This window comes from Lysobacter sp. Root690 (assembly GCF_001427785.1).
GTDB lineage: Bacteria > Pseudomonadota > Gammaproteobacteria > Xanthomonadales > Xanthomonadaceae > Lysobacter.
In genome coordinates this window covers 853,440-867,921 of the sequence record NZ_LMHM01000001.1, presented here as the reverse complement: position 1 = coordinate 867,921, position 14,482 = coordinate 853,440, and the positions used below count along the sequence as shown (strand labels likewise).

Here is a 14,482-nt window from a genome sequence, read left to right as displayed (position 1 = left end):
TGAGAGTGCGATCAAGCGCCGGCGTCGGCGAGCAGGGCCTGGATTTCGTCGTCGGACAAACCTTCGAGCTGATCGAGCATGCCGAGCAGATCGTCGGCATCGACGCTGTCGACCCGCTGTTGCATCAGCCACTGCGCGAAGCCGGCCACGGTCGGCGCTTCGAACAAGGCGCGCAGCGGGGTTTCGCCGCCGAAGGCCTTGTTGATGCGGGTGACCAGCTGGGTCGCGAGCAGCGAGTGGCCGCCGAGTTCGAAGAAGTCGCCGTCGATGCTGACGCGCTGGAGCCCCAGCACTTCCGCCCACAGACCGGCCAGCGTGGCTTCCTCGCCGTTGCGCGGCGCGAGGTAGCGATCGGCTTCGATCGCGCCGGCTTCCGGCGCGGGCAGGGCGAGGCGATCGACCTTGCCGTTCGGGGTCAGCGGCAGTTGCGCCAGCACGACCCAGGCCGAGGGCAGCATGTAGTCGGGCAGGCGCTGGCGCGCGGCGGCGCGCGCGGCGCCGGTGTCGAACGTGTCGCTCGCGCGCGGCACGATGTAGGCCACCAGGCGCTTGTCGCCGGGACGGTCTTCGCGGCAGATGACGACCGCCTGTAGCACGTCGGGCTGTTCGGCCAGGACCGATTCGATTTCGCCCAGCTCGATGCGGAAGCCGCGCAGCTTGACCTGATGATCGATACGGCCGAGCACTTCCAGCCGGCCGTCGCGACGCCAGCGGGCGAGATCGCCGGTGCGGTACAGGCGCGCGTTCGCGTTCGCACCGAACGGGTCGGCGATGAATTTTTCGTCGGTCATTTCGGGCCGGTCGAGATAGCCGCGGGCGACACCGAGGCCGCCGATCAGCAATTCGCCGGGCACACCGGCCGGAACCGGCTGCATCTGGCGATCGACGATGTAGACCTGGGTGTTGGCGATCGGCGTGCCGATGCTGATCGCCTCTTCGCCGGCGCGTACGCGTTCGACCGTCGACCAGACGGTGGTCTCGGTCGGGCCGTACAGATTCCACAACTCGCCGCAGCACGCCAGCAATCGATCGGCGAGTTCGCGCGGCAGCGCTTCGCCGCCGCACAGCAGGCGCAGGTGCGGCGCGCCGCGCCAGCCGGCGTCGAGCAACATGCGCCACGTCGCCGGGGTGGCTTGCATGACAGTGCTGGTCGAACTTTCGATCAGGCGCGCCAGAGCGGCGCCGTCGCCGACGGTGTCGCGATCGGCGAGCACCACGCGCGCACCGACGCTGAGCGGCAGCATGAGCTCGAGCAGGGCGATGTCGAACGACAGCGTGGTCACCGCGCAGACCGCGTCGCTGGCGCTCAGGCCGGGTTCGCGCGCCATCGAGCTCAGGAAGTTCGCGGCGGCGCGGTGCGGAATCTGCACACCCTTCGGACGGCCGGTCGAGCCCGAGGTGAAGATCACATAGGCGATGTCGTCCGGACCGACGCCTGCGGCGACGCGTTCGCCCGCGGGCGCGGCAAGCGCGTCCTCGAGCGCGAGGGTCGGGCTCGTCGATGCCGGCAACTGCGCGAGCAGGGCGCGTTCGCCGAGGACCACGCGTGGCGCGGCATCCTCGAGCATGAAGCGCAGACGCTCGCTCGGATAACTCGGGTCCATCGGCACATAGGCCGCGCCAGCCTTGAGCGCGCCGAGCATCGCCGCGAGCATGCGCGGGCTGCGTTCGACGAACAGGCCGATCATGTCGCCGCGCGCGGTGCCGTGCGCGACCAGCGCGCGGGCGATGGCGTCGGCTTGCGCGTCGAGTTCGGCGTAGCTCACGCGCGCGCCGTTCTGCTCGACCGCGATCGCGTCGGGCGTGCGCGCGGCCTGGGCTTCGAACAGCGCATGCAGGGTCGGATCGGCCGGCAGTTCGCGCGCGGTGTCGTTCCAGTCGCGCAGCAGTTGCCGGCGCTCATCGTCGCCGAGGATGTCGATTTCGCTCAGGCGCTTGGTCGGATCGGCGACCACCGCGCGCAGCAACTGGATCAGATGGCGCGAGAACGCGGCCACCGTGGCTTCGTCGAACAGATCGGTCGCGTATTCGAAGAACAACTGCAACGCGCCGAAGTGCTCGCTGGCGAACAGCGACAGGTCGTTGCGCGCGGTGCCCTGGTTGATCGCGTCGAAAGTCACCGGGCTCATGTCGAGGCCGGAGACGCGATTGGATTCGCCGGGGAAATTCTGGAAGAACAGCATCACCTGGAACAACGGCGAATGGCTCAGCGCCCGGTCCAGGTCCAGTTCCTCCATCAGCCGTTCGATCGGCAGGTCCTGGTTGGACTGGGCGTTGAGCGTGTTGTCGCGTACCCGCGCGAGCAACTCGCGGAAGGTCGGATCGCCGGACAGATCGTTGCGCACCGCCAGGGTGTTGACGAAGAAGCCGACCAGCGACTCGAGTTCCTGGCGATTGCGATTGGCGATGCCGACGCCGACGATCTGGTCGGACTGGCCCGAATAGCGCATCAGCAGCGTGTTGAACGCGGCCAGCACGGTCATGAACGCGGTCGCGCCTTCCTGCCGGCTCAGGCGCTTCACCTCTTCGTACAACTCGGCCGGCACCGCGTCGCGGAACACCTGGCCGCGATGGCTCTGCAAGGCCGGTCGCGAACGATCGCCCGGCAATTCCAGCACCGGCAGGCGCCCGGACAGCTGCTGTTTCCAGTAGTCGAGCTGCTTGGCCAGGGTCTGGTTTTCGAACTGATCGCGTTGCCACAGCGCGTAGTCGACGTACTGCAACGCCGGCTCGGCCAGCGGCGAGGGGCGCTCGCCGCGATAGGCCGCGTACAGCTGCTGCAATTCGTCCAGCACGATGCCGAGCGACCAGCCGTCGACGGCGATGTGATGGGCATTGACGGTCAGCAGGTGACGCTCGTCCTCGAGCCGGCTCAGCGACGCGCTCAACAGCGGGCCGTTGCCGATGTCGAACGAGCGCGCCGCCTGCGCGCGCGCGAGTTCGAACGCCGCCGCTTCGCGCGCCGGTTCGTCCAGATGGCGCAGGTCCTGCTGCGCCAGTTGCACCGTCGACGGCGGCAACACCACCTGGAACGGGCCGTCGTCGTCGGCGCGGGCGACCGAACGCAGGCTTTCGTGACGGCGCAGGATTTCGTCGAGCGCGCGCTGGATCAGCGCGGCGTCGAGCGGACCGCGCAGCCACAGGGTCAGCGGCACGTTGTAGACCGCCGAGCCCGGATCGAGCTGGTCGAGGATCCACAGGCGCTGCTGGGCGAACGACAGCGGCAGGCGCGCCGGCCGCTGACGGCGAACGATATCCTGCTTCGGGGCCGCGCTTTGCTTGCGGCCCAGTTGCTGCAACAGCAGCGCGCGTTTTTCCGGCGACAGGCCGGCCAGACGTGCGTCGAGCTCACTCATGATGAAGCTCCGGGCTGCGAGGACGCATTCAACTGCGCGCTCGCTTCTTCGTCGCTGAGGTTTTCCAGGCTGGCGAGCAGCGCTTCCAGATCGTCGGGCTGGAACTGCGCGCGCGCATCGGCGACGCACACGGCCAGCTGCTCCAGGGTCGGCGCCGCGAACAGGGTGCGCAGCGGCAATTCGACGCCGTAGGCCTGATCGATGCGCGACAGCAGCCGGGTGGCGAGCAGCGAATGACCACCGAGGTCGAAGAAATTCGCCCGCACATCGACGCTGCGCAGATTGAGCAACTGCTGCCACAGCTCGACCAGCATTTCTTCCTCGGGCGTGCGCGGCGCGAGCACGTCGGCCTCGCCGTCCTGCGCGCCGCTCGCGGTTTCCGGCGCCGGCAACGCGCGCCGGTCGACCTTGCCGTTCGGGGTGAGCGGGAACTGATCCAGCACCACGAACGCGCTGGGCACCATGTAGTCGGGCAGGGCGGCGCGCAGATGATCGCGCAATGCGACCAACGCCGGCGCCGCGCCTTCGGCGGTGACGTAGGCGACCAGACGCTTGTCGCCCGGGGTGTCTTCGCGGCAATGCACGACTGCCTGGGTGACGCCGTCGTACTGCGCCAGCACCGATTCGATTTCGCCCAGTTCGATGCGGAAACCGCGCAGCTTGATCTGGTGATCGATGCGGCCGATCACCTCGATCGTGCCGTCGCGGCGCCACAGCGCCAGATCGCCGGTGCGGTACAAACGCGCGCCGGCAACGGTGCTGAACGGATCGGGGATGAACTTCTCTTCGGTCAGATCCGGACGCCCGCTGTATCCCGCGGCCAGGCCGTCGCCGCCGATCAGCAACTCGCCCGGCACGCCGATCGGCAGCATCTGCATGTTGCGGTCGACGATGTGGATCTGGGTGTTGTCGACCGGCTTGCCGACCAGGATCGGGCCTTCGCCGGCATGCACGCGGCACAGCGCCGAATACACCGTGGTTTCGGTCGGGCCGTACAGGTTCCACAGCTCGCCGCAGCACGGCAGCAGGCGGTCGGCGAGTTCGCGCGGTAGCGCTTCGCCGGTGGAGATGATCTTGATCGTGTCGTTGCCGCGCCAGCCCACTTCCAACAGCATGCGCCAGGTGGCCGGAGTGGCCTGCATGACGTCGAGATGGGCGTTGTCGACCAGGCGGCGCAGGCTCATGCCGTCGCGCGCGGTGTCGCGGTCGACCAGCACGATACTCGCGCCGACGGTCAACGGCAGCACGAGTTCGAACAGCGCGATGTCGAACGACAGCGTGCTGATCGCGCACAGCTTCTGGCCCTGGGCCAGGCCGGGTTCGCGCGCGACCGAACGCAGCAGGTTCACCGCCGAACGGTTGCGGATTTCCACGCCCTTGGGCTTGCCGGTCGAGCCGGAAGTGAAGATCACATAGGCCAGATCGTCTTCACTCGCGCCGTCGGCGGGCGGATGATCGGCGTTGTCGCCGAGCACCGCGTCGGCGTCAGCGAGCACGACTTTTTCGACTTCCGCCGGCGGCGTGGCCGCGAGTTCGCGCTGGGTCACCAGCACGCGCGAGGCCGAGGTTTCCAGCATGTAGGCCAGGCGATCGACCGGGTAGGTCGGGTCCAGCGGCACGTAGGCGCCGCCGGCCTTGAGGATGCCGAGCAGGCCGATCAGCATCTCCGGCGTGCGCTCGACATACAGCCCGACCAGCGCGCCGGCGGTCACGCCGGCCGCGCGCAGTTCATGCGCGAGCGCATTGGCGCGGCGATCGAGTTCGCGATAGCTGATTTCGCGCGCGCCGAAGCTCAGCGCGATCGCGTCGGGCGTGCGTTCGACCTGCGCCTGGATCAAGGTCGACAAGGTGCGCTGCGCGGGCAATTCGCGCACGGTGTCGTTCCAGTGCGCCAGTTCGGCTTGCTCGGCGTCGTTCATCAGGCGCAGTTGCGCCACGCGCGTGTCCGGCGCGGCGACCGCATGCTCAAGCAGGGTCAGCAGATGCTCGGCCAGGCGTTCGATGCGCGCTGCGTCGAACAGATCGGTGCTGTATTCGAACACCATTTCGCGCTTGGCGTCCTGGGTCACGAACAGGCTCAGGTCGCCCTGCGCGTTGCCCGGCTGCAGCTCGGTCAGCTGCATCGATTCGACCCGCAGGCCGGTCAATTCCGACTCGATCGCGGGGTAGTTCTGGAAGAAGAACATCACCTGCGCCAGCGGCGTATGGCTGGACGAACGCGGCAGGCGCAGGCTTTCGAGCACCTTGTCCAGCGGCGCGTCGCCGTTCTCCATCGCCGCCAGCACGCTTTCGCGCACGCGTTCGAGCAACTGGGCGAAACTCGGATCGCCTTCGAAGGTGGTGCGCAGCGCCAGAGTGTTGACGAAGAAGCCGACCACCGATTCGAGTTCGATCCGGTTGCGGCCGGCGATGCCCATCGCGACGGTGATGTCGTCCTGGCCGGTGTAGCGCGCGAGCAGCGCTTGGTACGCGGCCATGAACACCATCGACAGGGTCGATTTGCTCTCGCGCGCGAAGGCTTCGATGCGTTCGTTGAGCGCGGCCGGAATCTCGACCCGGTACAGCGCGCCGCGGAAACTCTGCACCGCCGGACGCGGGCGATCGGCCGGCAGATCCAGCGTGGTCGCAGCGCCAGTCAGGCGCTCGCGCCAGTAGTCGAGCTGGGGCTGTAGGCCGGTTTCGCCGAGGGTTTCCTGCTGCCACAGCGCGATGTCGGCGATCTGCAGCGGCAGCGCGTCGAGCTTCGGCGCTTCGCCGGCCAGGCGCGCGTTGTAGACCGTGTACATCTCGTCGAGCAGCTTGCTGATCGACCAGCCATCGATGGCGATGTGGTGGAAGGTCAGCACCAACAGATGCAATTGCGGTTCGACTTCGATCAAGGCCGCGCGCAGCATCGCGTCGGCGCTCAGGTCGAAGGTGCCGCGGATTTCGGCGCGCGCGATGTCGAGCGCGGCCTCGCGCCGCGCCTGCGGCGTCGCGCCGTCGGCGCGCAATTCGCGCCACGGCGCCTGCACCTGGTCGAGAATTTTCTGGAACGGTTCGCCGTCGTGCTTGCGGTACACCGTGCGCAGCGCTTCGTGGCGATCGGCCAGTGCCTGTACCGCGGCATGCAGCGCATCGCGATCGAGCGTGCCGTCCAGCCACAGCGCGGCCGGTGAGTTGTACGCGGTCATGCCGGGCGTGAACTGGTCCAGCCACCACAGGCGGCGCTGACCGAAGGTCAGCGGGATCCGCTCGGGCCGTGGCCGGGCTTGAATCTGGTTGCTACCGCGTTGGCGTGCCGCGATCTGGCGCAGCAGTTCCCGCTTCGCCGGGGACAACCCTGCGATGCGATGGTCAATCTCGCTCATCCCTCTACCTTCCTTGTGACGACTCTCGTCAGCCGACCTACCCTGTCGGCGTTTTTATGGCACGCACTATTCGCAAACCATGAGATGTTGTTACGCACGGCATGTGGCCGCTATCATCCTAGGCATGCTGTTGGCTGTGCCCCCCGCGTATATCCTATCCACATAACGGGGCTTAGGCACAAAGCGGGCCGCAATCGGTTGTCGAGACCTTGAATTCTCGGCAGGGGAAACGATTACGGTGCCGACCAACGGCGCGCTGCAGGGAACGGACGGGGGCGTCCGATTCTCAAATACCGCTGCGTTAAGGGGATTTCAGGAGTTTTTTTTAGCCGGGGGGCTATGCATGGAATGGCTGTTCATACAGGCACTTGAGGTGCCGGAAACGAGCATTGCCCATGGGTGGGTGATGTGGCCAACATCGACTTTTTGACCGATCTAATCGACCTGTCCGCGCGGATCGGCGCCGATCCGTTGTTGGTGCAGGGTGGTGGCGGCAACACATCGCTTAAACGCGATGATGTGCTGTGGGTGAAGGCTTCAGGCACGTGGCTTGCGCATGCGCGCGAGCGCGACATCTTCGTCCCGCTGCCATTAGCTAAGGTGCGCGACGCGCTGCGCCACGAGGATGGCGAAGCCCGTCTGACTCAGCTCGGCAGCGGTCTTGCGCTGCGTCCGTCGATCGAAACCTCGCTGCATGCACTGCTGCCGCATCCGCTGGTGGTCCATGTGCACTCGGTGAACACCATCGCGTGGGCTATACGCACACGCGCGCAAGCGCAGCTGGCGAGATTGCTCGATGGCCTCGACTGGGCGTGGATTCCGTATCAACGGCCTGGCTATCCCTTGACCCGCGCGGTCGCGCAAGTGCTGTCCACGCGCGCGCCGGACGTACTGGTGCTGGCCAATCACGGTCTGGTGATCGGCGCGAACGACCGCGTTCAGGCCGATGCATTGCTGGCCGAGGTCGAACGCCGCGTGGCGATCGTCGAACGGGTCGCGCCGCCGTCGCAGCCGCAGCGACTGGCTGCGGTCAATGATTTGCAGTGGGCGCTGCCGGGCACCGAATCGGTGCATGGGCTGGCGACCGATGCGCAAGCGTTGCAGATCGCGCGCGACGGCGTGCTGTACCCCGATCACGCGGTGTTTCTGGGGCACTGCGCGGCGGTGGTGGGCGAGGGCGAATCTTTGTCGCAAGCGGTCGAACGCACCACCGGCGACAGCGGCGTCGCGCCGGCGTTCGCGCTGGTGCCCGGCGCCGGCGTGTTGACCGTGCCGGGGCTGTCGGACGGCGCGCAGGCGATGTTGCAGTGCCTGGCGCTGGTCACGCTGCGGGTGTGCGAGGACGACGGCCTGGTGCGGTTGGGCGAGGCCGACGTGGCCGCGCTGATCGACTGGGAAGCCGAGAAATACCGACGTTCGCTGGTGCGGACACACAACTGATCCATCCATCGCGAACAGATCCACGGAAGGAATCCATGCAGATCGTAGTTCCCATGTCCGGTTTCGGCGAACGCTTCAGGCGCGCGGGCTATCGCGTGCCCAAGCCGCTGATCGAAGTCGACGGCAAGCCGATCATCGCTCACGTCATCGACCTGTTTCCGGGCGAAACCCAGTTCGTCTTCATCTGCAACCAGGAGCATCTGGACGAACCGTCGTACCGCATGGCCGAACAACTGGCGCAGTACTGCCCGACCGGCCGCGTCGTCGGCATTGCGCCGCACAAGCTCGGGCCGGTCAACGCGGTGTTGCAGGCCATCGATCACATCGATCCGGCCGAGCCGACGGTGGTCAATTACTGCGATTTCACCTGCAGCTGGGATTACGCGGATTTCAAGGATTTCGTGCTGAGCAGCGGCTGCGACGGCGCGATCCCCTGCTACACCGGCTTCCACCCGCACATGATGGGTTCGACCAACTACGCCTACGTGCGCAGCGACCGCGGGCGGGTGCTCGACATCCAGGAAAAACAGCCCTACACCGATCAGCCGCGCAGCGAATTCGCCTCCAGCGGCACCTATTACTTCGGCTCCGGCGCGCTGATGCGCGACGCGTTCGAACGCACGATGGCGCGGCCGGATTTGATCGTGGGGGGCGAACGTTATGTCAGCCTGGCCTACAAGCCGATGCTGGAAGACGGCCGCCGCATCGCGGTTTACGAACTCAACCACTTCATGCAGTGGGGCACGCCGCAGGACCTGGAGGAATACCGCTACTGGTCGGGCGCGTTCCGCGGCCTGGCCGATCCGGCGCGCGCGCACCCGCCGCCGCGCCAGCGCGGCGCGGTGATGGTGCCGATGGCTGGACTGGGCTCGCGTTTCAGCGCCGAAGGTTATGCCGATCCCAAGCCGTTGATCGACGTATCCGGCGAACCGATGGTGGTGCAGGCCGCGCGCGATCTGCCTGAGCCGGCGCAACGCGTGTTCGTGCAGCGCCGCGACATTCCCGGCCGCGGCCGCATCGCCGAAGCGCTGCGCAGCCGCTTTCCCGATTGCGTGCTGATCGATCTGGAGCGGGTCACCGACGGCCAGGCGCGTACCTGCCTGCTCGGCCTGGACGGGATCGATCCGCAGCAGCCGTTGACCATCGGTGCTTGCGACAACGGCGCGGTGTTCGATGCGCAGGCGCTGTCGCTGCTGCTCGACGATGCCGACGCCGACGTGCTGGTGTGGGTCGCGCGCGGCTATCCCGGCGCGGCGCGGCGGCCGACGCATTACGGCTGGGTCGATGAAGCCGACGGCGCGGTGCGCTCGGTCTCGGTCAAGCAGCCGCTGGCCGATCCGGCGCGCGATCCGATCGTGCTGGGCACCTTCACCTTCCGCCGCGCCGGCGATTTCGCCGCCGCCGCCGAGGCGATGATCGCCCGCGACGGCCGCGTCAACGGCGAGTTCTACGTCGACACCTGCATCAACGACGCGCTCGCGCTGGGCTTGAAGGTGCGGGTGTTCGAGGTCTCGCACTACCTGTGCTGGGGCACGCCGGACGATCTGCGCACCTACGAATACTGGCAATCGTGTTTCCACAAATGGCCGGTGCATCCGTACCGGATCGAGCACGACCCGCGCATCGCCGAGCCGGCGCGCGCGGCGCTGGCCGAGCGCTTCCGCATGCGCCAACCGGAGCGCGCGACGTGGTGAATGCGCTGTCCACCGCCGCATCGGGCAGGCTGCGCGGCGAACTCGCGCGGTTCGTGCTGGTCGGCGTCACCTCGGTGGTGATCGACTTCGCGGTCTATCGCGGGCTGCTGGCGCTGGCGATCGCGGTGCATCCGGCCAAGACCGCGGGCTACATCGCCGGCGCGGTGTTCGGCTACTTCGCCAATCGCAGCTTCACCTTCCGCGTAGGCGCGCAATGGCGCCGGCGCGAACTGCTGAGCTTCATCGCCGTATACCTGATCGCGCTGGCCGCGAACGTGGTGGTTAACTCGTTGGTGCTGGCGGTGCTCGGACGCGGCGAGATCGCGCTGGCCTCGGCCTTCGTGGCCGCGACCGGAGTGTCGGCGGCGATGAACTTCGTCGGTTTGAAGTTGTTCGTGTTTGGCGCGGGCGATGCCGGCGCGAACGCTCCGGTGCAGGCGACCATGGCGACGCCCGCGCGCGCCGATGGCGCGGCGCGGCTGAGCCTGTCGCTGGTGATCCCTTGCTACAACGAAGCGGCCAATCTGCCGTTGCTGGTCGCGCGCCTGCGCGAAACCTTTCTCGACGACCGCGCCGAAGTGGTGCTGGTCGACAACGGCTCGACCGACGATTCGCCGGCGGTGCTGGCGCGGCTGCTGGCCGGGCAGGAACGTATCCGTAGCGTGCGGGTCGAGGTCAACCAGGGCTACGGCTACGGTATTTTGACCGGCCTGCGCGCGGCGCGCGGCGACGTGCTCGGCTGGACCCACGCCGACATGCAGACCGATCCGCAGGACGCCTTGCGCGGGCTGGCGCTGTACGACCAGGCCGCTGACCAGGCCGCCGATCCGACGCGTCTGTTCGTCAAGGGCCGCCGCTACGGTCGTCCGGCCGCCGATGTCGCCTTCACCGTCGGCATGTCGGTGTTCGAGACCGTGCTGATGAGCCGGCGCATGTGGGACATCAATGCGCAGCCCACGCTGTTTCCGCGCGCTTTCTTCGAACGCTGGCGCGAGCCGCCGCACGATTTCGCCCTGGATCTGTACGCCTATTACCAGGCCCTGCGCGAGGGTCTGCGCGTGCAGCGCTTCGCGGTGCGCTTCGGCGAACGCGCGCACGGCAGCTCGCATTGGAACGTGAACTGGCAAGCCAAGCTGCGCTTCATCAAGCGCACCGTCGATTTCAGTCTGCGCCTGCGTCAAGGCCTGCAGGAGCGCGCATGATCATCGTCCGCCACCGCCGCAACACCCTGGACGAACTGCGCGCCACGCCGCAGGACCTGGGTATCGAACTGGATCTGCGCAGCCGCGGCGAGGATCTGATCATCCATCACGACGCCTTCGTCGACGGCGAACGCTTCGAGGATTGGCTCGACGGCTATCGCCACGGCCTGCTGATCCTCAACGTCAAGGAAGAGGGGCTGGAGGACCGGCTGATCGCGCTGATGCGTGAACGCGGCATCGAGAACTATTTCTTCCTCGATCAGTCGTTCCCGTTCCTGGTGCGCACCGCCAGGCGCGGCGAATCGCGCTGCGCGGTGCGGGTGTCGGAATTCGAATCGATCGACACCGCGCTGAGCCTGGCCGGACAGATCGATTGGGTCTGGGTCGATTGCTTCACCCGTTTCCCGCTCGACGGCGCGCAGGCGCGACGCCTGCAGGACGCCGGTTTCAAGCTGTGTCTGGTGTCGCCGGAACTGCAGGGACGCGCCAGCGAGGAAATCGCCGAACTGCGCGCGCTGCTGGCGCGCGAAGGCATCGCCGCCGAAGCGGTCTGCACCAAGGAGCCCGCGCTTTGGCGATGAACGCGAACCGGATCTGGCGCGATCCCGTATTCCGACTCGGCCTGTTGTTCAAGGTCGCGTTGGTGGTCTTGCTCGTGCCGCAGATCCAGCAGGCTTGGTTCGTGCCGTTCGTGCAGCACGCGATCGCGCAGCCATCGCTGGACCCGTGGTCGAGTTTCCTCGCCGCCGGCGGCGATCCGATGGCCTATCCGTACGGGCCGGCGATGCTGCTGGCGCATCTGCCCGGCACCGCGCTGGGCATGATCGCCGCGGCGTTGAGCGGATCGGACTATTTCACCGGCATGGGCTTCCGCCTCGGTCTGCTTGGCGCCGACATCGCGACCTTGTACCTGCTGTCGCGGCTGTGGCCGGAGCGGCCGCGGCTGTTGCTGTGGCTGTACTGGTGGTCGCCGATCGCGCTGTATGTGACCTACTGGAACGGTCAGACCGATATCGTGCCGGTCGCGCTGGTGCTGTGGTCGCTGCTGCTGCTGCGCCAGTACCGCGTGCGTCTGGGCGGCGTCGCGCTCGGGCTGGCGCTGGCGGCGAAGTTCAGCATGCTGCTCGCCGCGCCGTTCGTGGCGATCTATCTGTGGCGCAACAAGCGCCTGCGCGGACTGATGCGGCCGTTCGCGATCGCCTGCGGCGCGACCGCATTGATTTCGGTGGTGCCTTGGCTGGCCTCGCCGGGCTTCGTGCGCATGGTGTTCGGTACGCCCGAATCGCTGCGTCTGTTCGATCTCGCCCTGCCTTTGGGCAACGGCCTGCGCCTGTACCTGACTCCGCTGCTGTACCTGCTGGCGGTGTACGGACTGTGGCGGCTGCGTCGGATCAGTTTCGAACTGCTGATCGCCGCGATCGGCCTGTCGTTCTTCCTGGTGGTGCTGGCCACGCCGGCGCCGCCGGGCTGGTATCTGTGGCTGGTGCCGTTCCTGGTCGCGCATCAGCTGTACAGCGATCGCAGCGCGCGCTTGCTGACCGGCATGTTCTCGGCGCTGCTGATCGGCATGCATCTGATCTATTCCAGCGGCGCGTCGTTGCCGCTGCTCGGTCTGGATCCGGCGCCGGCCATTGCGCGGCTCGGCGCGCTGATGAGTCCGCACCTGCATTCGCTCGGCTACACCTTGCTGGTCGCCGCCGGCCTGGTCTTGCTGGTGCAGATGCTGCGCGAGCGGGTGTCGCGCAACGATTACTACCGCATCGGCCAGAAGCCGGTGACGCTCGGCATCGCCGGCGATTCGGGTTCGGGCAAGGACACCTTGAGCCGCGCGCTGGCCGGAATCTTCGGCGAGCACTCGGTCGTGCACGTGTCGGGCGACGACTACCACGTCTGGGACCGCTACGCGCCGATGTGGAAGGGCCTGACCCACCTCAACCCACGCGCCAACGATCTGCAGCGTTTCAACAACGACGTGCTGGCGTTGATGGACGGCAAGGCGATCATGTGCCGCCGCTACGATCACGGCGCCGGCCGCTTCACTCCGCCGACCCTGCTCGACAAGAACGACGTGGTGATCGCCTCGGGCCTGCACGCGCTGCACATGCAGCGGCTGCGCGAGCGTTTCGACGTCAGCATCTTCCTCGATGTGGACGAAGAGCTGCGCCGGGCCTGGAAGATCGAGCGCGATGTGCATCAGCGCGGTCATGCGTTGGCCACGGTGCTGGCCTCGATCGAGAAACGCATGGCCGATTCGCGTCTGCACATCCATCCGCAGCGCCGCGACGCCGGCCTGGTGCTCAGGCTCGCGCCGGTCAACGCGCATCAGCTCGAGTCCAGCACCGCGATGGGCCAGGTGCGGCTCAAGCTGGTCGCGCTGATCCGCAACGGCACCTCGCACGAGCGCATGGCGCGGATTTTGATTGGTATCTGCGGCTTGCACTTGGACGTGCAGCCCTCGGAAGACGGGCGCGAAGTCGAAATGACCATCGAAGGCGAAGTCGCCGCCGAAGACATCGCCATGGCCGCGCGGCAGTTGGTGCCCGGCCTGCAGGAAATGCTCGATATCCACCCTCAATGGGAGGACGGCATGAGCGGGATCATGCAATTGCTGGTCCTGATCCAGATCGAAGAATCGTTGAAGAGCCGGATCAAATGACCCTGAGAATTCACAACTCGGACAAGGTCCTGCGCGCGCCGCAGGCGATTATTTTCGACACCGACAACACCTTGTATGCCTACGACCATCCGCATACCCAGGCGTTGGCGGCGGCGGAAAGCAAGGCGGTGCGGTTGCTCGGGGTCGACCCGGGCGAGGTGCGCAACGCGTTCGCGCAAGCGCGCGAGGACGTCAAGCGCCAGCTCGGCAAGACCGCCAGTTCGCACAGCCGCCTGCTGTATTTCCAGCGCGGCATCGAGATCCTCGGGCGCAAGACCCAGCTGGTGATCACGCTCGATCTCGAGCAGACCTACTGGCGCACCTTCCTCGCCCACTGCGAGCTGTTTCCCGGGGTGCGCGAATTCCTGCTGGCCTTGCGCAGCAGCGGCATCGGCACGGCGATCATCACCGACCTGACCTCGCAGATTCAGTTCCGCAAGATCATCTACTTCGGCCTGGACGACTGCTTCGACTACGTAGTGACCTCCGAGGAGGCCGGCGCCGACAAGCCGCAGGAAGCGCCGTTCCGGCTGGCGATCGACAAGCTCGGCATCGACCCGGCGCAGATCTGGATGATCGGCGATCACCCGGTCAACGACATCGCCGGCGCGCGTCCGTTCGGCATCAGCACGCTGTTGCGGGTGGACCGCAGCCACGAAGCCAAGGGCACCGGCTGCGATGTCGAATTCGACGATTTCACAGAACTGCATCACTACTTTTTCTCGGGGAAGGTCGATGGCATCCAGAAACGTTGAGCGTCCGCGGGCGCCTGACGCCGCGGTAG

At 67.0% G+C, this 14,482-nt stretch carries 8 protein-coding genes; 6 read left to right on the top strand and 2 right to left on the bottom strand.

Annotation, left to right across the window (positions count from 1 at the left end):
• Positions 1 to 11: 11 nt before the first annotated feature.
• Positions 12 to 3,356: a non-ribosomal peptide synthetase gene (locus ASD86_RS03755; protein ID WP_056106907.1), complete on the bottom strand. Its 3,345-nt coding sequence runs from the start codon at positions 3,354 to 3,356 to the stop codon at positions 12 to 14.
• The gene (locus ASD86_RS03750; RefSeq protein ID WP_082578019.1) at positions 3,353 to 6,706 is read right to left on the bottom strand and encodes a non-ribosomal peptide synthetase; all 3,354 of its coding nucleotides are present in this window, start codon (positions 6,704 to 6,706) and stop codon (positions 3,353 to 3,355) included. Before ASD86_RS03750 ends, ASD86_RS03755 begins: the two co-directional genes overlap by 4 nt.
• A 426-nt stretch (positions 6,707 to 7,132) precedes the next feature.
• On the opposite strand from ASD86_RS03750, the gene ASD86_RS03745 reads away from it, so the two are divergent.
• From ASD86_RS03745 to ASD86_RS03720, 6 genes are read left to right on the top strand one after another with little or no spacing between them, the layout of a single operon-like run.
• Positions 7,133 to 8,146, top strand: coding sequence for a class II aldolase/adducin family protein (locus ASD86_RS03745; RefSeq protein WP_200957181.1), 1,014 nt, complete (start codon positions 7,133 to 7,135; stop codon positions 8,144 to 8,146).
• Positions 8,147 to 8,181: 35 nt separating this feature from the next.
• The gene (locus ASD86_RS03740) at positions 8,182 to 9,840 is read left to right on the top strand and encodes an NTP transferase domain-containing protein (RefSeq protein WP_056106901.1); all 1,659 of its coding nucleotides are present in this window, start codon (positions 8,182 to 8,184) and stop codon (positions 9,838 to 9,840) included.
• Entirely contained in the window at positions 9,837 to 11,042 is a 1,206-nt protein-coding gene (locus tag ASD86_RS25720; RefSeq protein ID WP_162253605.1) for a glycosyltransferase, read from the top strand. Before ASD86_RS03740 ends, ASD86_RS25720 begins: the two co-directional genes overlap by 4 nt.
• Positions 11,039 to 11,623, top strand: coding sequence for a phosphatidylinositol-specific phospholipase C/glycerophosphodiester phosphodiesterase family protein (locus tag ASD86_RS03730; protein ID WP_056106899.1), 585 nt, complete (start codon positions 11,039 to 11,041; stop codon positions 11,621 to 11,623). Before ASD86_RS25720 ends, ASD86_RS03730 begins: the two co-directional genes overlap by 4 nt.
• Entirely contained in the window at positions 11,620 to 13,698 is a 2,079-nt protein-coding gene (locus tag ASD86_RS03725) for a glycosyltransferase 87 family protein (RefSeq protein ID WP_157476089.1), read from the top strand. The genes ASD86_RS03730 and ASD86_RS03725 overlap by 4 nt, the downstream gene beginning before the upstream one ends.
• The gene (locus ASD86_RS03720; RefSeq protein ID WP_046658196.1) at positions 13,695 to 14,453 is read left to right on the top strand and encodes an HAD family hydrolase; all 759 of its coding nucleotides are present in this window, start codon (positions 13,695 to 13,697) and stop codon (positions 14,451 to 14,453) included. Before ASD86_RS03725 ends, ASD86_RS03720 begins: the two co-directional genes overlap by 4 nt.
• Positions 14,454 to 14,482: the final 29 nt, after the last annotated feature.